Source organism: Streptomyces sp. NBC_00028 (assembly GCF_045041065.1).
Taxonomy (GTDB): Bacteria; Actinomycetota; Actinomycetes; order Streptomycetales; family Streptomycetaceae; genus Streptomyces.
Map to the genome: position 1 here is coordinate 6031101 of NZ_CP108293.1, position 16218 is coordinate 6047318.

Consider the following 16218-nt stretch of genomic DNA (forward strand, 5'->3'; position numbering starts at 1 on the left):
GGCCGTGACCTCGGTGGAGGCCGCCCGGGAACTGCTGCGGGAGTTCCCGGTCGTCGACGGCCACAACGACCTGCCCTGGGCCCTGCGCGAACAGGTCCGCTACGACCTCGACGCCCGTGACATCGCCACCGACCAGAGCGCCCACCTCCACACCGACCTCGCGCGGCTGCGGGCCGGTGGTGTGGGGGCGCAGTACTGGTCGGTGTACGTCCGCTCCGACCTGCCCGACGCGGTGCCCGCGACGCTGGAACAGATCGACTGCGTACGGCAGTTGATCGACCGCCACCCGGACGCCCTGCGCGCCGCGCTCACCGCGGCCGACATGGAGGCGGCGCGCGCGGAGGGCCGTATCGCCTCGCTGATGGGCGCGGAGGGCGGGCACTCCATCGCCAACTCCCTCGCCACACTGCGGGGGTTGTACGCGCTGGGCGTGCGCTACATGACGCTCACGCACAACGACAACAACGACTGGGCGGACTCGGCGACGGACGAGCCGAACGTCGGCGGTCTGTCGGCCTTCGGCCGTGCGGTGGTCGGGGAGATGAACCGCGAGGGCATGCTCGTCGACCTCTCGCATGTGGCGGCCACGACGATGAGGGACGCGCTGGACACCTCGGTGGCCCCGGTGATCTTCTCCCACTCCTCGTCGCGCGCGGTGTGCGACCACCCCCGCAACATCCCGGACGACGTCCTGGAACGCCTCGCGGGCAACGGCGGCATGGCGATGGTGACCTTCGTGCCGAAGTTCGTGCTCCAGGCCGCCGTGGACTGGACGGCCGCCGCCGACGACAACATGCGGGCCCACGGCTTCCACCACCTCGCCACCACCCCCGACGCGATGAAGGTGCACCGCGCCTTCGAGGAGCGCACCCCGCGCCCGGTCGCGACGGTGTCGACGGTCGCCGACCACCTCGACCACATGCGTGAGGTCGCGGGCGTCGACCACCTCGGCATCGGCGGCGACTACGACGGCACGGCGTTCACCCCGGACGGCCTGGACGACGTCTCCGGGTACCCGAACCTGATCGCCGAGCTCCTCGACCGCGGCTGGTCCACCTCCGACCTGGCCAAGCTCACCTGGCAGAACGCGGTCCGGGTGCTGGGCGCGGCGGAGGACGTGGCGCGCGACCTTCAGGCGACGCGGGCGCCGTCCAATGCGACGATCGAGTCGCTCGACGGCTGAGAGCCGGTTTCGTACAGGGCGGGGTAGTCGGTGTAGCCGGCCGCCCCGCCCACGTACATCAGATAGCGGTCCCGTACGGGGTTCAGCGGCGCCCCGAGCCGCAGCCGCTCGACGAGGTCGGGGTTGGCGAGGAACGGCCGGCCCAGGGCGATCAGGTCGGCGCCCGCGTCGAGCAGCCGGTGCGCGGCGTCGGTCACGGGCCCTGTGGCGAGCTCGCCGAGCACCGGGTTGGCGATGAGGGTGCCGTGCCATTCCTGGCGGATCCGCCGGAACACCGGCGCCTGCGGATCGGCGTGCACGACGTGCAGATAGGCGAGGTCAAGCCGGTTCAGCCGGGCGACCAGCGCCGGGTAGAGGTCCGCCGTGTCGCCCTCCTCGATGCCGTTGACGGTGAGCCCGGGGGAGAGCCGTACGCCCACCCGCTCGGGTCCGACCGCCGCGGCGACGGCCTCGACGACCTCCACCGTGAACCGGATACGGGCGTCGACGGAGCCGCCGTACGCGTCCGTGCGGCGGTTGGTGTTGCCGGCCAGGAACTGGTGCAGGAGATAGCCGTTGGCGGAGTGCACCTCGATGCCCTCGAAGCCCGCCTCGACCGCGTTGCGCGCGGCGGTCGCGAAGTCGGCGACCGTGGCGTGGATGTCGTCGAGGCTCATCTCCCGCGGTGTCACGGCCTGTTGATGGCCGTCGGGGGTGAAGACCGTGTCGGGGAGCGGGACGGGGGAGGGGGCGAGCGGGGTGTGCCCGCTGTTCGCCGGGTGACCGACGCGGCCACCGTGCTGGAGCTGGAGGAACATCCGTCCGCCCGCCTCCCGTACGGCGTCCGTCACCTGCCGCCAGCCGGCGATGTGCGCCGGGGTGTGGATCGCGGTGATGTTCGGATACGTCTGCCCCACCGCGTTCGGCGTCGAGGCCTCGGCGACGATCAGGCCGGCGGTCGCGCGCTGGGCGTAGTACTCGGCCATGAGACCGGTGGGCGTGCCGTCGGCAGCCGCCCGGTTCCGGGTCATCGGGGCCATCACCAGACGGTTGGGGAGGGCGAGGCGGCCAAGGGCGGTGGGTTCCAGGATCTGCGTCATGACCGTACGCTAGAACCTGACATCAGTGTCAGATTCAAGTCGAGGTGTCCATGCGGATCGGTGAACTGGCCCGGCGCACCAACGTCAGCGAACGGTCGCTGCGCTACTACGAGACCCAGGGACTGCTCGCCGCCGACCGCACCCCCGGCGGACACCGGGACTACCCGGAGGCGGCCGTGGACCGGGTCGTACGGATCCAGGAGCTGTTCGCGGCCGGGCTGCACAGCGAGAAGATCCGGCAGCTGCTGCCCTGCATGCGGGACCGGGACGGCGGCCCCTCCGTCGTCGCCACCCCGAAACTCGTCGCCGACCTGGCGCGGGAACGCGATCGCATCGACCGCATGATCCGCGATCTGGAGCGGTCCCGGGACACCCTCGACGAGGTCATCCAGGTGGCCCGCGGAAGCTGACCCGCGTACCCCCGAACGCCCCACCCACCAGGAAGCCCTCGGTACCCCGTGCGACCGTGACCGTACTGCTGATCATGCCGCCGATCACGACGTACGGGAGCACGCCATGGCAGACCTCCAGGACGAACTGGACACCACGACCGAGGTCGGCGCGCTCGACGGCCTGACCGACCCCTTCCTGGCGGAAGAGCCCTACGCCCCCGTCTCCGACCCGGACACCGGCCCCCTGGAGCGCGCGCACGCCATCCTCGCCGCGCACCCCGTCGCCGACGGCTACAGCGGGCTGCCCTGGGCCCTGCGCCACCTCCCCTGGTTCGACCTCGAACTCGGCGAGAGCTCCGTCGACACGGACGTGCCCCGGCTGCGCGAGGGCCATGTGGGCGCGCTGTTCTGGTCGTTGCACCTGCCCGAGAGCATCGGTGGCGACCGGGCCGTGGCCGCCACCCTCGAACAGCTCGACCTGGTACGGACCGTCGTGGGCGCCCACCCCGAGGGCCTGCGCCTCGCCCACACCGCCGGCGAGACCGCCGACGTACGGCACTGCGGCCGGGTCGCCGTCCTGCTCGGCCCGGCCGGCGCCGCCGCCCTCGGCGACTCCCTCGGCATCCTGCGCTCACTGCGCGCCCTCGGCCTGCGCGCCCTCACCCTGTCCGGCGCCTCCTGGGCGAGCGAGGCGGGCCTCACCCGGTTCGGCGAGGAGGTGCTGCGCGAGATGAACCGGCTCGGCGTCCTCGCCGACCTCTCCGGCGCCTCCGCCGACACCGTCCGCCGCGCGATCGCGGTCTCCAAGGCCCCGGTCCTGTGGACCCGTTCCGCCGCCCGCGCCCTGCGCCCGCACCCGGTCAACCTCCCCGACGACCTGCTCGCCGAGCTGGGCGCCGCCAAGGGCCTGTGCATGGTGCCGCTCACCGCCGAGCAGACCGGCCCGAGCGTGCGGGACGTCGCCGACCATCTCGACCATGTGCGCGAGGTCGCGGGTCCGGAGTGCGTCGGCCTGTCCGGCACCTACGACGCCGGCACCGCCCACCCCCAGGACCTCGCCGACGCCTCCTGCTACCCGCTCCTCGTCGCCGAGCTGCTCCGCCGCGGCTGGGCCGAGTCCGACATCGCCCTGCTGACCTGGGGCAATGTCCAACGTGTGCTGCGCGGCGCCGACTTCACGGCCCGCGCCGCCCGGGAGCGACGCGAGCCGTCGACGGCGAAGATCTCAGACCTGGACGGGTAGCCGCCGGTGCGGGTCGATCCGGCAGAGGCAGAAGGGATGCCCCGCCGGATCGGCGTACACCCGGAAGTCGTCCTTGTCCTCGGCGTGCAGCGCCTTCGCGCCGAGGGACAGCACCTTCCGCTCCGCCTCCTCGATCTCCTCCCACGTCGAGCCCGCGTCGAAGTCGATGTGGAACTGCTGCGAGTTGCGGTCCGCGCGCGGCCACTCCGGCGGGGTGTACCCCTCGGCCCGCTGGAAGGAGAGCCTGGGCCCTCCCGGCACGTCGAGGACCACCCACTCGGGATCGTCGTCCTGCGGCGTGCCGCCCACCACCCCGGCGTAGAAACGGGCGAGCGCCCGGGGGTCGGGGCAGTCGAGGACGACGGAACGGAAACGGGTCACGGCGGTCATACGGATACCTCCAGGCTCAGCAGGCGCACAGACAGAACGGGTGCCCCGCCGGGTCCGCGTACACACGGAACGAGCGCGAGCGGTCCTCGGCGTCCAGCGCCTTCGCGCCGAGCGCCAGGACACCCTTCTCGGCGGCGTCCAGGTCCTCCACGGTCAGGTCCAGATGGAACTGCTGGGAGTCGTGGTCGGCGCGCGGCCACTGCGGCGGGGTGTGACCGGGCGCGGCCTGGAACGCCAGTGCCTGTCCGCCCGGCACCTTCACATCCACCCACTCCCCGTCCCCCTCGACGGTGCCGCCCAGCACCTCGGCGTAGAAACCGGCGAGCGCGCGGGGGTCGGGACAGTCCAGGACGACGACACCCAGCTTGGCGAGAGCCATGACTTCCTCCGGTGTTACCTCTAGAAGCGGTCAACCAGTAACGGTTACTCCATGCTCCCGCACAAGGGGTAACGTCGCAAGCATGAGTGAGAGATCGGCCGCCCCCGGGAGCCTGGCTCTGGTCGAGTCCCTGGTGAACACGCTGGACCTCGAGTCGGGCGCCGACGCCCTCGACACGGCGGACGGCCGGGCGCGCTTCGGGCTCACGGAGGAGGACGTGCCGGGAGCGCGCGAACTGCGCGAGTCGCTGCGGGCGACGCTGCTGGCCCACGCCGGGCATCCGGCGCACGCCCCGGTCACGCCCCTGGGCGAGCTGCTGGCGACGGCGCCGCTGCGCGTGACGATCGACCCGGCGGACGGCTCGGCCGGCCTCGCGCCTGCCGGCCTCACCCCTGTCGGCGAAGCGCCCGTCGACCCGGGACGCCTGCACTCCCGTATCGCCGAAGCCGTCGCCGCGGCCCTGGTCGCCGGGACCTGGCAGCGCCTCAAGTCCTGCGAGGCCGCCACCTGCCACTGGGCGTACTACGACCGCAGCCCCGCCGGACGTGGCCGCTGGTGCTCGATGCAGGTGTGCGGGGCGCGCGCGAAGATGCGGCGCTACCGGGCCAAGTAGTTCACCGGATGCCGCACAGGCCGGTGGTGCAGAATGCAACAAGACGCCGGTTCGGCCGACTGAGCCTCGGCCGAACCGGCGTCGCCTTCTGGGGAAGGGGTCAGGCGGTCGGCCGACCCATTGCCCGGTACGTCCATCCGGCCTTCCGCCACAGCACCGGGTCCAGCGAGTTCCGCCCGTCCAGGATCAGCCGCACCGCCGCCGCCTCGCCGAGCGCCGCCGGGTCCAGCTCGCGGAACTCCCGCCACTCCGTCAGATGCAGGACGACATCGGCGCCGCGCACCGCCTCCACGGCCGAGTCGGCGTAGCCGAGGGTCGGGAAGAGCCGGCGGGCGTTGTCCATGCCCATCGGGTCGTAGACCGTGACCTGACCGCCCTGGAGATGGATCTGCCCGGCCACGTTCAGCGCGGGCGAGTCCCGGACGTCGTCCGTGTCGGGCTTGAAGGTGGCACCGAGCACCGCGACCCGCTTGCCCAGGAACGGCCCGCCGCCCAGCGCCTGCCGCGCCAGCTCCACCATCTGCCCGCGCTGCCGCATGTTGATCGAGTCGATCTCCCGGAGGAACGTCAGCGCCTGGTCGGCACCCAGCTCACCGGCGCGCGCCATGAAGGCACGGATATCCTTGGGCAGACAGCCACCGCCGAACCCGATTCCGGCCCGCAGGAACTTCTTGCCGATCCGGTCGTCGTACCCGATCGCCTCCGCCAGCTTCGCCACATCGCCGCCCGCGGCCTCGCAGACCTCCGCCATGGCGTTGATGAACGAGATCTTGGTGGCGAGGAAGGAGTTCGCCGAGGTCTTCACCAGCTCGGCGGTCGGGAAGTCGGTGACCACGAACGGCGTGCCCTCCGACATCGGCGTCGCGTACACCTCCCGCAGCAGCCCCTCTGCCCGCTCGCTGCGCACCCCGACCACGATCCGGTCCGGGTGCAGCGTGTCCTGCACGGCGAAGCCCTCCCGCAGGAACTCCGGGTTCCACGCCAGCTCGGCGCCCGCCCCGGCGGGGGCGTGGTCCACGAGGTAACGCGCCAGCCGGTCCGCCGACCCGACGGGCACGGTGGACTTGCCGACGACGAGCGCGGGCCCGGAAAGGTGCGGCGCGAGCGAGGCGATGGCGGAATCGACGTACGACATGTCGCACGCGTACTCGCCGTGCTTCTGCGGTGTGTTGATGCACAGGAAGTGCACATCGCCGAAGGCCCCGACCTCGGCCCAGTCCTGGGTGAACCGCAGCCGCCCGCTCGACCCCTCGATCCCGGCCACGTGCTTGCGCAGCAGCTCCTCCAGACCGGGTTCGAACATCGGGGCCTCGCCGCGCTGGAGCATGGCGATCTTCTCCGGTACGACATCGAGCCCCAGCACCTCGAAACCGAGCTCGGCCATGGCCGCCGCGTGGGTCGCGCCGAGATAGCCGGTGCCGATCACGGTGATCTTGAGGGCCATGGATGCTCCAGAGGTGGACGGTGTTCGATGCGCTGACCGAGCATAGTCGGGGCGTGGCCGGGGGCTTCCGGGGGCAGCCTTCGGGGCAGCTTCCCCCTTGTCGCCAAGCTCACGTATCACTCCCGTGGGCGGCCCTCTAAAATTTGAGTTACTTAACGGTAATTAGCGTCGACCACCGCAGCGCACTGGGAGCGTGAGACACCTTGGCCGGATCGGCTGACTTCGACCTGTACCGCCCGTCCGAGGAGCACGACATGCTCCGCGACGCCATCCGCTCACTGGCCGAGGCGAAGATCGCGCCGCACGCCGCAGCGGTGGACGAGGAGGCCCGCTTCCCGCGCGAGGCCCTTCAGGCACTGGTCGCGAACGACCTGCACGCCGTCCACGTGCCCGAGGAGTACGGCGGCGCCGGCGCGGACGCGCTGGCCACGGTGATCGTGATCGAGGAGGTGGCGCGCGTCTGCGTCTCGTCCTCCCTGATCCCGGCCGTGAACAAGCTCGGCTCCCTGCCCGTCATCCTCTCGGGCTCCGAGGAGCTGAAGAAGAAGTACATGACCCCGCTCGCCAAGGGCGAGGGCATGTTCTCCTACTGCCTCTCCGAGCCCGACGCGGGTTCCGACGCGGCCGGCATGAAGACCAGGGCGGTCCGCGACGGCGACCACTGGATCCTCAACGGCGTGAAGCGCTGGATCACCAACGCGGGCGAGTCCGAGTACTACACGGTGATGGCGGTCACGGACCCCTCGAAGCGTTCGAAGGGCATCTCGGCCTTCGTCGTCGAGAAGTCCGACGAGGGCGTCTCCTTCGGCGCCCCGGAGAAGAAGCTCGGCATCAAGGGCTCCCCGACCCGCGAGGTCTACCTCGACAACGTCCGCATCCCCGCCGACCGCATGATCGGCGAGGAGGGCACCGGCTTCGCCACGGCGATGAAGACCCTGGACCACACCCGCATCACCATCGCGGCCCAGGCGCTGGGTGTCGCCCAGGGCGCCCTCGACTACGCCAAGGGCTACGTCCAGGAGCGCAAGCAGTTCGGCAAGGCCATCGCCGACTTCCAGGGCATCCAGTTCATGCTGGCCGACATGGCCATGAAGATCGCCGCCGCCCGCGCCCTGACCTACCAGGCCGCGGCCGCCTCCGAGCGCGGCGACAAGGACCTCACCTTCCAGGGCGCGGCGGCCAAGTGCTTCGCCTCGGACGTGGCCATGGAGGTCACCACGGACGCCGTCCAGCTGCTCGGCGGCTACGGCTACACCCGTGACTACCCGGTGGAGCGCATGATGCGCGACGCGAAGATCACGCAGATCTACGAGGGTACGAACCAGGTCCAGCGCATCGTCATGGCGCGCAACCTGCCGTAACGGCTGATCGAAAAAGGGGCGCCCGGAGATCCGGGCGCCCCTTTTCTCGTAGGCGTCAGTCCTCGAACCCCTCAGCCGCCCTCTTCTCCCGCAGTTCCATGATCGCGCGCCGCCGGGCCAGCCGGTGCGTGCGGCGGATCTGGGCCTCCTGGTAGCGGCGCTTGTCGCGCTCGCTCTCCGGGACGACCGGCGGCACCAGCCGGGGCTTGCCGTCGGCGTCGACCGCGGCGAAGACGAGATACGCGGAGCCGACCTGGGTCGCCGGGTTCGACTCGTTCCAGCGCTCCGCCAGCACCCGCACCCCGACCTCCATCGAGGTCCGCCCGGTCCAGTTGACCTGGGCCTTCACATGGACGAGGTCACCGACCCGGACCGGTTCCAGGAACGCCATCTCATCCATGGAGGCGGTCACCGCGGGCCCGCCGCTGTGCCGTCCGGCCACCGCGCCCGCCGCGTCGTCGACCAGCTTCATGATCACGCCACCGTGCACGGTCCCCAGCAGGTTGGTGTCGGCGTGCGTCATGATGTGGCTGAGCGTGGTGCGCGACGCGGACGTCGGCTTGCCCGGGATGTCGGACTCCGTCGAGGGGGCCTGATCTGTCATGGCCTCCACCTTATGCCGAGGCCTGGATCGCGGACTTTGTGTTGGGTTCGCAACAGCCGTGCCCTGATTTTCCTACGACCCTTGTAAAGGGCACAGCCCATCCCTGCACACTGGGGCCCATGAACGATTGGCCCGAGGCATGGTCCGACGAGAACCGCGGCGACCGGTACGGACGCGGCAGCGCGAGCGCACAGCCTGAGGGCGCGCGCGCCATGCGGCAGGTCCGCAGGCCCGCCTCGGGCGCGTACGGGGGCGGCCCCGGCCAGTCCGCGCCGCCCTACGGCGGCGGGGTCCCGCAGCAGCCGGCGTACGGCAACGCCGGCTACGCCGACGACACCGCCGTGGACGGCTACGACAGCGGCTACAACACCGGCCAGGTCTACAGCGGTGGCGGCCCCGCCGGCCCCGGCGGCCGGGCCCGCGGTGAGCGGCCCGCGCCGAACTGGCGGCGCCGGATCAAGTGGACGGCGATCACGGTGGTGACCGTGCTCGTCGTGACGACGATCGGGACGTACTTCTGGGCCGACTCCAAGCTCAACCGCGAGGTCGACCTGTCGAAGGTCATCGACCGGCCGGACGGGGGCGAGGGCACCAACTACCTGATCGTCGGTTCCGACAGCCGGGCCGGCATGTCCGCCGAGGAGAAGAAGAAGCTCCACACCGGCTCCGCCGAGGGCAAGCGCACGGACTCGATGATGATCCTGCACACCGGCAGCAACGGGGACACGCTGATCTCCCTGCCGCGTGACTCGGACGTGGAGATCCCGACGTTCGTCGGCTCCGAGTCCGGCAAGACGTACAAGGGCACCGGCCGGCACACCAAGCTCAACGCGGCGTACGCCGAGGACGGCCCCGAGCTGCTGGTCCGCACCGTCGAGTACAACACCGGGCTGCGCATCGACCACTACGTCGAGATCGGCTTCGCGGGCTTCGCGAACATCGTGGACGCGGTCGGCGGCGTCGAGATCACCATCCCGAAGGGCGGCATGAAGGACACCAAGTCCGGCGCCGACTTCGAGGCGGGCAAGCAGACCCTGAACGGCGAGGAGGCCCTGGCCTTCGTCCGTACCCGGTACGCCCTCAAGGCCTCCGACCTGGACCGTACGAAGAACCAGCAGAAGTTCCTCGCGGCCCTCGCCAACCAGGTGGCGACGCCGGGCACCGTCCTCAACCCCTTCAAGCTCTACCCGACCATGAGCGCCGGCCTCGACACCCTCATCGTCGACAAGGACATGGGCCTGTTCGACCTCGCGGACATGTTCTGGGCCATGAAGAGCGTCAACAGCGGCGACGGCAAGTCCATGAACATGCCGATCTCCGGCTCCGCCAACGGCAACCTCGTCTGGGACAAGGCCAAGGTGAAGACGCTGGTGGACGAGTTGAAGAACGACGAGAAGGTCACCGTCTCGGGCAACTGAACGACGCGGCTCAGGGGCACCCCACCGGGTGCCCCTGAGCCGTTTCAGGCCGAGGGCCTCACATCGTGGCGCCTGCCATCGTGCGACACATCTCCGCGCAGCGACGACACGCCTCCGCGCAGCGCATCATCATCGGGTCGTCCGGCATGGCCATACACGCCTCGGCACACATGTCGCACGCCTTGGCGCACATCGCGCACATCTCCGCCGACATCGGCGAGCGGCGCATCATCATGTCCGCGCACATGCGGGTCATCTCGGAGCAGTCCAGGAGCGCGCGCATGATCTGCATCTGGGCCTGCCCGCCCATCTGCATGCAGGAGCTCATGGCCTCCTCGCACATGCTGTGGCAGGACATGCACGCCTCGACGCAGTCCTGCATCTCCTTGCTCATGGCGGCCGTTCCGGTCATCGCGGGCTTGGTCATGGCTCCTCCTCGGGGGGTCGCGGAGCCCGGGGCGGGCCCCGTGTGCGTTTCCGTCCTACGCCCGCCCGCCGTCCGGCGCCATCGGGCGGACGGTAATAATCCGGAACGTAGTCGACGTAATCACCCCGATCCGGGCTGTTACGACACCGGTGGCCGCCCCGCCGCCATTGGGGTTACGGCTTCCTGCCCACCCCGGCGAAGTGCGTGACCTCGGCGATCTCGTCCTCCGGCGCCTCCGGCCGCCAGCGCGAGCAGGAGACGATGCCGGGTTCGAGGAGCTCGACGCCCTCGAAGAGGCGGGCGAGGTCGGCGCGGCTGCGCAGGGTCATCGGGGCCGAGCCCTGGCTGTTCCAGTACTCCACCGCCGACTTCATCGCCTCGCCGTCGACCTCGGTGGTGGGGTGGGAGATCACCAGGTGGCTGCCGGAGGGCAGGGCCGCGAGGAGCCTGCGCACGATCGCGACCGCGTCGTCGGTGTCCATGACGAAGTTGACTATGCCGAGCATCGTGACCGCGACCGGCTGGGTGAGGTCGAGGATCTCGGCGGCGCCCCGCAGGATCGCCTCCGGGTCGTGGACGTCGGCCTCGATGTAGTCGGTGGCCCCTTCGGGCGTGCTGGTGAGCAGGGCGTGCGCGTGGGTGAGGACGAGGGGGTCGTTGTCGACGTAGACGATCCGGCACGAGGGGTCGACGCGCTGGGCGACCTCGTGGGTGTTGTCGGCGGTGGGCAGACCGGTGCCGATGTCCAGGAACTGCCGTATGCCCACCTCCGCGGCCAGGTAGCGGACGGCGCGGGCCAGGAAGGCGCGGTCGGCGACGGCCGAGCGCGGCAGGGCCGGGACGAAGGACAGGATCTGGTCGCCGACCTCCTCGTCCACGGGGTAGTGGTCCTTGCCGCCGAGCCAGTAGTTCCAGATCCGGGCCGAGTGGGACACGTCGGTTCGCAGCCGGGCCACGCGGGCGACGCCTTCGTCACGGGGCACTGCGGGGTCGGACATGGGTCTGGTCTCCTTCGGGCGGCACTGACCGGACGTGACCGGTCTGGATACGCACCAAAGTAGACACAAGTCTTCAGTCCTGGCTGGAAGTTGACCGAAGTTCCGGACTTTCGGCGGCCGCGCCTACACGCAGCCCACCTCGTCGCCCGTCACCACCCCGAACTCACCCTGGTACGGGTCCTCCGCCCGTACCTTCCGTACCTGCCTGAAGTCCGCCCCGGCGATCACCTTCAGCAGCGCCCCCTGCCCCGGCACGGGCCGCAGCTCGCTGCCCGGCAGGGCCGCGGCGAGGGATCTGGCGGAGCGGTCCCAGCGGGGGTCGTAGGCGATGACCGTGCGCCTGACCGTGCGGTTCGCCGAGGTCACCGGCTGGTGGGTGGTGCGGAAGCCGGTCGCGGCGAGCTGGGCGTCGACGCGCTTGCCGAGTCCGGCGGTGGCGGTGCCGTTCTCGACCTGGACGCGGATCTGCTGCGGGGCGACGGCGACCCGGACCGCCTTGCTCTTCGGCTTGTGCACGGCCAGCGGCTCGTCCTCGCGCAGGGCCTGGAAGAGGCGGCCCGCCTTCTTCGCGTCCCACTTCAGGGTGGAGCCGACGCCCTTGACGACGTACCCCATCTGCCCGATCGGCACCGTCGTGAACTCGGACGACGAGGGCGAGAAGTTCCGCATCGCCCGCCCCAGATCGAGGAGTTCGCCGGTGCCGAACTCCTTGTCGGCCCGCACCGAGCCCAGCACCGCCCGTGTCACGTCCCGGAACTTCATGGGGTTCAGGAGGATGCCGGAGGAGGTCGCGCGGTCGATCAGCGCCGCCATGAAGCGCTGCTGGCGCTTCATCCGGCCGAGGTCCGCCGACCCGTCGGTGTGCCGGGAGCGGACGTACTGGAGGGCCTCGCCGCCCATGAGGGTGTGCGAGCCGGCGGGGAGGTCGAGGCCCGTGTACGCGTCCTTCAGCGGTTCGGTGGTGCAGATCTTCACGCCGCCGAGCACGTCCACCGTCTTCATGAAGCTGGTGAAGTCGACCTCCAGATAGTGGTCGATCTTCACGTGCGTCATCGTCTCGACGGTCCGCACGGTCAGCTGGGGGCCGCCCTCCGCGTAGGCCGCGTTCAGTTTGACGGGGTGGCCGTGGTGCTCCTCACCGGTGGTCCGGTCGGTGTGCGGGGGTGTCATCGCGTACGAGTCACGCGGCAGGCTCACCACGCTCGCCCGCTCCCGGTCCTCCGAGATGTGCACGATCATGATCGTGTCGGTGCAGTGACAGGGGGCGCCGCCCAGCCGGTACTTCTGCCGCTCGGCCTCGGTGATCTTGTCGCGTCCGTCGGTGCCGACCAGCAGCACGTTCATGCCGTGCCCGGCTCTCGGCCGGTTCTTCATGTCCTTGAAGGGGTCCACCCGCGCGATGTCCGCGTCCAGGCTGGAGAGGACACCGTGGCCGATGCCGGCCGAGGCGAGGATCACGACGGAGAGCGTGGTCACCGCCCGACCGGCCCAACGGGGCTTGCGCCGTCGTACGGGTGGTTTCGGCCGCGGCCGGGGCCGGGCGGCGGCAGGGGAGCGGCGGGGCGGTGTGGACATGGGGGGCACCTCCGCGGGGACCGGACCTGAGGGCCTTACATGGGATCTTCAGCACCGTAGGCCGATACGATCTGCGGCCCGGGGCGCCGCCCCGACCGGGGCGCACCGGTGTCCCCCGTTCGCGGTAACGTGAGCCCCCTATGAACGCCAAGCCCGACGTGCAGCTCCCCGCCGTTTCTGTGATCATGCCCGTCCTCGACGAGGAACGGCATCTGCGCGGAGCCGTCCAAGCGATCCTCGCGCAGGAGTACGCCGGCGAGATGGAGGTCGTGATCGCCCTCGGTCCTTCCAAGGACCGCACGGACGAGATCGCCGCCGAGCTCGTACGGGAAGACCCCCGCGTCCACACCGTCCCGAACCCGACCGGCCGCACGCCCGCCGCGCTGAACGCCGCGATCAAGGCCTCCCGCCATCCGATCGTCGTCCGCGTCGACGGCCACGGCATCCTCTCGCCGAACTACATCGCGACCGCCGTACGGCTCCTGGAGGAGACCGGCGCGCAGAACGTCGGCGGCATCATGCACGCCGAGGGCGAGAACGCCTGGGAGGACGCGGTCGCCGCCGCGATGACCTCCAAGATCGGCGTCGGCAACGCGGCCTTCCACACGGGAGGGCAGGCGGGCTCCGCCGAGACGGTCTACCTGGGTGTCTTCCGCCGCGAGGCGCTGGAGCAACAGGGCGGCTACAACGTGGAGTTCATCCGCGCCCAGGACTGGGAGCTGAACTTCCGCATCCGTGAGGCCGGCGGCCTGATCTGGTTCTCGCCCGAGCTGCGGGTGTCGTACCGCCCGCGCCCCTCGGTGAAGGCGCTGGCCAAGCAGTACAAGGATTACGGCCGCTGGCGGCACGTGGTCGCCCGCTACCACTCCGGCTCCATCAACCTGCGCTACCTGGCCCCGCCGGTCGCGGTGTGCGCGATCGCGGCCGGCCTCGTGGTGGGCGCGGTGCTGACCCCGCTCGGCTTCGTGATCCCGGGCGGCTACCTCGCGGCGATCGCCCTCGGCTCGCTCCCGGCGGGCAAGGGGCTGTCCCTGAAGGCCCGCCTCCAGATCCCGGTGGCCCTCGCCACCATGCACATGTCGTGGGGGTACGGCTTCCTGACCAGCCCGCGGTCACTGGCGCGGAAGGTCATCGCGTCGCGGCGGCCGGCGGTGCTGACGGAGGCGTAACGGCACTGGACTGACCGAAGGCCCCCTTCCGGACGACCGGGAGGGGGCCTTCGCCACGGGCGGGAAGGGCTCAGCCGCAGTGGAAGTAGCCCGACGGGGGGACGTGGTCCTGCAGGAAGTTGGAGCCACCGTTGGGCTTCCACATGTCCAGCTCGAAGGCGATGCAGGTGTTCCTGCCGTTCACCTTGACGGGGCCTGCCTCGTAGCTGAAGTTGCCGTTGTCGTTGTCGTGCCCGCCGGCCTTGGACCACAGGTCCAGGTTCATGCGGGAACTGATGCCGTAGTAGGAGCCCGCCTTGACGGACCGCGCACAGTTGTAGGTGCCGTCCCAGTACAGGTAGGTCGTGGCGACGTGCGGGTGCGAGCTCACCGAGTAGTCGTAGTGGTTGATCTGGTCGATCAAGGTCCCGCTGCAGCCGGCGGTGGCGGCGGCGGACGCGGTGGGGGCGACGGCCATGGGGACCGCGACACCCAGGCCGAGGGTCATCGCCGCGGTGGCGATCCAACGGGTGGTTCTGAACTTGACATGCTTGGACATCAGTTGGTGACCTCTCATCTCGAGACGCGACGGCTTGGAAAACGGGGCCTCAGCCGCAGTGGACGCCGTAGTCGACGCGCGTGTAGTTGGAGGCTGCGGCGCCGCCCCAGTCGATGCACCTGCCGGCGGCGGATACATAGAGCGGACCCGCGTAGTAGCTGTACGTGCCGTAGTCGACCTCGACGCCCTGCTTCCACACCGTGTCGGTGCGGTGCAGCCGCAGACGGGCGTCCAGGACCGTGGGCGTGCCCGTCCTGTCGGGGACGGTGACGACGCAGTTCTTGCCGCTGGAGCCGCTGTACGTGAGGTAGGCGGTTCCGTCGCCGACGTCCATCGTGTCGATCACGCTGTAGCCGGACCCGCAGGTACCGGCGTAGGTGGCCGCCGAGGCGGTGCCGGTGGCGGCGATCGTGCCGGCGGCGGCGAGGCCGATGACGGCCGCGACGGAGCCAAGTCGCTTCATCTTGAACACGTTTGAATCCCTGTCAGTGGTGGAGCTCAGCCGCAGTGCACGTTGTAGTTCACATGCCAGGTCTCGGTGCCCGCATTGCCGCCCCAGTCGATGCACCTGCCCGCGGCGGAGGCGTAGACCGGGCCCGCGTAGTACTTGAAGAAGCCCGCGTCGTACTCGCTGTCCGCCCAGTCGAGGTTGGTGCGGTGCAGCCGCACGCGGGCGTCCAGAAGCATGGTGGTGCCCGGAGTGTCGGAGACGGTGACGACACAGTTCTTGCCGCTGGAGCTGCTGTAGGTGAGATAGGCGGTTCCGGTGCCGACGTCCTTCGTGTCGATCACGCCGTAGCCGGACCCGCAGGCGCCGTTGTAGGAGGCCGCCGAGGCGGTGCCGGTGGCGGCGATCGTGCCGGCGGCGGTGAGGCCGATGACGGCCGCGGCGGAGCCAAGTCGCTTCATCTTGAGCATGTTTGAGTCCCCTTCAGTGCTCGGCGAGTTCAGCCGCAGTGGTTGAAGCCGCCGGCCGGAACCCGGTCCTGGAGCATGTCCGCGCCGCTGGTGCTCCACATGTCGAGCTCGAAGGCGATGCAGGTGTTCTGGCCGTTCACCTTGACCGGGCCCGCGTAGTACTTGAAGTACCCGTTGTCCGGGTCCGCGCCGCCCTTCTGGTTGTAGATGGTCAGCGACATGCGCGAGCTGACGCCGTAGTACGAGCCGACCTTGTCGGCGCGGACACAGTTGTAGGTGCCGTCCCAGTACAGGTAGGACGTCGCCACGTGGGTGCCGCTGTAGTTGTAGTGCTTGAGGGTGTCGATGACGCTGCCGGAGCAGCTGCCCGACGCGGCCGAGGCGGCCGGCGCGGTGGCCACGGGGCCCGCCACGGCGACACCGAGCAGGACCGTGGTGCTCGTCAGCCAGCGGGCGGCCTTGGACTTGAGGATGCTCATGCCGGATT

General features: G+C 70.4%; 19 protein-coding genes. 7 read left to right on the forward strand and 12 right to left on the reverse strand.

The annotated features are described in order from the left end of the window. Positions 1 to 4: 4 nt before the first annotated feature. Complete coding sequence (locus tag OG885_RS27150) at positions 5 to 1183, forward strand: dipeptidase (RefSeq protein ID WP_405742900.1); 1179 nt, start codon at positions 5 to 7, stop codon at positions 1181 to 1183. On the opposite strand, the gene OG885_RS27155 is transcribed toward OG885_RS27150, so the two are convergent. Further along, on the reverse strand, positions 1132 to 2262 hold the full coding sequence (locus OG885_RS27155; RefSeq protein WP_405736059.1) for an alkene reductase: 1131 nt from the start codon (positions 2260 to 2262) through the stop codon (positions 1132 to 1134). The two genes, OG885_RS27150 and OG885_RS27155, sit on opposite strands and share 52 nt — an antisense overlap. Positions 2263 to 2312: 50 nt before the next feature. On the opposite strand from OG885_RS27155, the gene OG885_RS27160 reads away from it, so the two are divergent. Then, positions 2313 to 2672, forward strand: a complete 360-nt coding sequence (locus OG885_RS27160) for a MerR family transcriptional regulator (RefSeq protein ID WP_329338328.1) — start codon at positions 2313 to 2315, stop codon at positions 2670 to 2672. Between the two features lie 106 nt (positions 2673 to 2778). Further along, the gene (locus OG885_RS27165; RefSeq protein WP_405736063.1) at positions 2779 to 3897 is read left to right on the forward strand and encodes a dipeptidase; all 1119 of its coding nucleotides are present in this window, start codon (positions 2779 to 2781) and stop codon (positions 3895 to 3897) included. Here the strand turns inward: OG885_RS27165 and OG885_RS27170 are convergent. After that, positions 3880 to 4287, reverse strand: a complete 408-nt coding sequence (locus OG885_RS27170; protein ID WP_405736066.1) for a VOC family protein — start codon at positions 4285 to 4287, stop codon at positions 3880 to 3882. The two genes, OG885_RS27165 and OG885_RS27170, sit on opposite strands and share 18 nt — an antisense overlap. 16 nt (positions 4288 to 4303) lie before the next feature. Continuing rightward, complete coding sequence (locus OG885_RS27175; protein WP_405736069.1) at positions 4304 to 4666, reverse strand: VOC family protein; 363 nt, start codon at positions 4664 to 4666, stop codon at positions 4304 to 4306. Positions 4667 to 4748: 82 nt separating this feature from the next. Here OG885_RS27175 and OG885_RS27180 point away from each other — a divergent pair, with 82 nt between their 5' ends. After that, positions 4749 to 5279 carry a CGNR zinc finger domain-containing protein gene (locus tag OG885_RS27180; protein ID WP_405736071.1) on the forward strand — a complete coding sequence of 177 codons (531 nt, stop codon included), beginning with the start codon at positions 4749 to 4751 and terminating at the stop codon, positions 5277 to 5279. Between the two features lie 100 nt (positions 5280 to 5379). Here the strand turns inward: OG885_RS27180 and OG885_RS27185 are convergent, their stop codons facing one another. Beyond that, a complete protein-coding gene (locus OG885_RS27185) occupies positions 5380 to 6723 on the reverse strand; it encodes a UDP-glucose dehydrogenase family protein (RefSeq protein ID WP_405736073.1) in 1344 nt (447 codons plus the stop codon). A gap of 203 nt (positions 6724 to 6926) precedes the next feature. Here OG885_RS27185 and OG885_RS27190 point away from each other — a divergent pair, with 203 nt between their 5' ends. Beyond that, a complete protein-coding gene (locus tag OG885_RS27190) occupies positions 6927 to 8084 on the forward strand; it encodes an acyl-CoA dehydrogenase (RefSeq protein ID WP_399961364.1) in 1158 nt (385 codons plus the stop codon). 55 nt (positions 8085 to 8139) lie between these two features. On the opposite strand, the gene OG885_RS27195 is transcribed toward OG885_RS27190, so the two are convergent. Beyond that, complete coding sequence (locus tag OG885_RS27195; protein WP_405736077.1) at positions 8140 to 8688, reverse strand: acyl-CoA thioesterase; 549 nt, start codon at positions 8686 to 8688, stop codon at positions 8140 to 8142. Positions 8689 to 8807: 119 nt separating this feature from the next. On the opposite strand from OG885_RS27195, the gene OG885_RS27200 reads away from it, so the two are divergent. Beyond that, positions 8808 to 10106: an LCP family protein gene (locus tag OG885_RS27200; protein WP_405736079.1), complete on the forward strand. Its 1299-nt coding sequence runs from the start codon at positions 8808 to 8810 to the stop codon at positions 10104 to 10106. A 58-nt stretch (positions 10107 to 10164) separates the two neighbouring features. Here OG885_RS27200 and OG885_RS27205 read toward each other — a convergent pair whose 3' ends face one another. The 3 genes from OG885_RS27205 to OG885_RS27215 form a co-directional block, all read right to left on the reverse strand. Then, positions 10165 to 10533 carry a four-helix bundle copper-binding protein gene (locus OG885_RS27205; RefSeq protein ID WP_399961371.1) on the reverse strand — a complete coding sequence of 123 codons (369 nt, stop codon included), beginning with the start codon at positions 10531 to 10533 and terminating at the stop codon, positions 10165 to 10167. A gap of 173 nt (positions 10534 to 10706) precedes the next feature. Then, positions 10707 to 11531, reverse strand: coding sequence for an SAM-dependent methyltransferase (locus tag OG885_RS27210; protein ID WP_405736083.1), 825 nt, complete (start codon positions 11529 to 11531; stop codon positions 10707 to 10709). A gap of 123 nt (positions 11532 to 11654) precedes the next feature. Then, a complete protein-coding gene (locus tag OG885_RS27215) occupies positions 11655 to 13106 on the reverse strand; it encodes an LCP family protein (RefSeq protein ID WP_405736086.1) in 1452 nt (483 codons plus the stop codon). A gap of 140 nt (positions 13107 to 13246) precedes the next feature. Here OG885_RS27215 and OG885_RS27220 point away from each other — a divergent pair, with 140 nt between their 5' ends. Next, entirely contained in the window at positions 13247 to 14275 is a 1029-nt protein-coding gene (locus OG885_RS27220; protein ID WP_405736088.1) for a glycosyltransferase family 2 protein, read from the forward strand. 70 nt (positions 14276 to 14345) lie between these two features. On the opposite strand, the gene OG885_RS27225 is transcribed toward OG885_RS27220, so the two are convergent. From OG885_RS27225 to OG885_RS27240, 4 genes are read right to left on the reverse strand one after another with little or no spacing between them, the layout of a single operon-like run. Then, entirely contained in the window at positions 14346 to 14813 is a 468-nt protein-coding gene (locus OG885_RS27225; RefSeq protein WP_399961379.1) for a hypothetical protein, read from the reverse strand. 49 nt (positions 14814 to 14862) lie between these two features. Continuing rightward, the gene (locus tag OG885_RS27230) at positions 14863 to 15285 is read right to left on the reverse strand and encodes a spore-associated protein A (protein ID WP_405736091.1); all 423 of its coding nucleotides are present in this window, start codon (positions 15283 to 15285) and stop codon (positions 14863 to 14865) included. 26 nt (positions 15286 to 15311) lie between these two features. Beyond that, entirely contained in the window at positions 15312 to 15731 is a 420-nt protein-coding gene (locus OG885_RS27235; RefSeq protein WP_355747234.1) for a spore-associated protein A, read from the reverse strand. 29 nt (positions 15732 to 15760) lie between these two features. Continuing rightward, positions 15761 to 16210, reverse strand: a complete 450-nt coding sequence (locus tag OG885_RS27240) for a hypothetical protein (protein WP_405736093.1) — start codon at positions 16208 to 16210, stop codon at positions 15761 to 15763. Between the last annotated feature and the right edge of the window lie 8 nt (positions 16211 to 16218).

Bases quoted from the DNA above. Each gene is read 5' to 3' on its own strand.
- OG885_RS27180 (WP_405736071.1), top strand. From the start codon at position 4,749: ATGAGTGAGAGATCGGCCGCCCCCGGGAGCCTGGCTCTGGTCGAGTCC.
- OG885_RS27175 (WP_405736069.1), bottom strand. From the start codon at position 4,666: ATGGCTCTCGCCAAGCTGGGTGTCGTCGTCCTGGACTGTCCCGACCCC.
- OG885_RS27215 (WP_405736086.1), bottom strand. From the start codon at position 13,106: ATGTCCACACCGCCCCGCCGCTCCCCTGCCGCCGCCCGGCCCCGGCCG.
- OG885_RS27210 (WP_405736083.1), bottom strand. From the start codon at position 11,531: ATGTCCGACCCCGCAGTGCCCCGTGACGAAGGCGTCGCCCGCGTGGCC.
- OG885_RS27205 (WP_399961371.1), bottom strand. From the start codon at position 10,533: ATGACCAAGCCCGCGATGACCGGAACGGCCGCCATGAGCAAGGAGATG.
- OG885_RS27165 (WP_405736063.1), top strand. From the start codon at position 2,779: ATGGCAGACCTCCAGGACGAACTGGACACCACGACCGAGGTCGGCGCG.
- OG885_RS27185 (WP_405736073.1), bottom strand. From the start codon at position 6,723: ATGGCCCTCAAGATCACCGTGATCGGCACCGGCTATCTCGGCGCGACC.
- OG885_RS27235 (WP_355747234.1), bottom strand. From the start codon at position 15,731: ATGCTCAAGATGAAGCGACTTGGCTCCGCCGCGGCCGTCATCGGCCTC.
- OG885_RS27225 (WP_399961379.1), bottom strand. From the start codon at position 14,813: ATGTCCAAGCATGTCAAGTTCAGAACCACCCGTTGGATCGCCACCGCG.
- OG885_RS27200 (WP_405736079.1), top strand. From the start codon at position 8,808: ATGAACGATTGGCCCGAGGCATGGTCCGACGAGAACCGCGGCGACCGG.
- OG885_RS27220 (WP_405736088.1), top strand. From the start codon at position 13,247: ATGAACGCCAAGCCCGACGTGCAGCTCCCCGCCGTTTCTGTGATCATG.
- OG885_RS27160 (WP_329338328.1), top strand. From the start codon at position 2,313: ATGCGGATCGGTGAACTGGCCCGGCGCACCAACGTCAGCGAACGGTCG.
- OG885_RS27170 (WP_405736066.1), bottom strand. From the start codon at position 4,287: ATGACCGCCGTGACCCGTTTCCGTTCCGTCGTCCTCGACTGCCCCGAC.
- OG885_RS27195 (WP_405736077.1), bottom strand. From the start codon at position 8,688: ATGACAGATCAGGCCCCCTCGACGGAGTCCGACATCCCGGGCAAGCCG.
- OG885_RS27155 (WP_405736059.1), bottom strand. From the start codon at position 2,262: ATGACGCAGATCCTGGAACCCACCGCCCTTGGCCGCCTCGCCCTCCCC.
- OG885_RS27240 (WP_405736093.1), bottom strand. From the start codon at position 16,210: ATGAGCATCCTCAAGTCCAAGGCCGCCCGCTGGCTGACGAGCACCACG.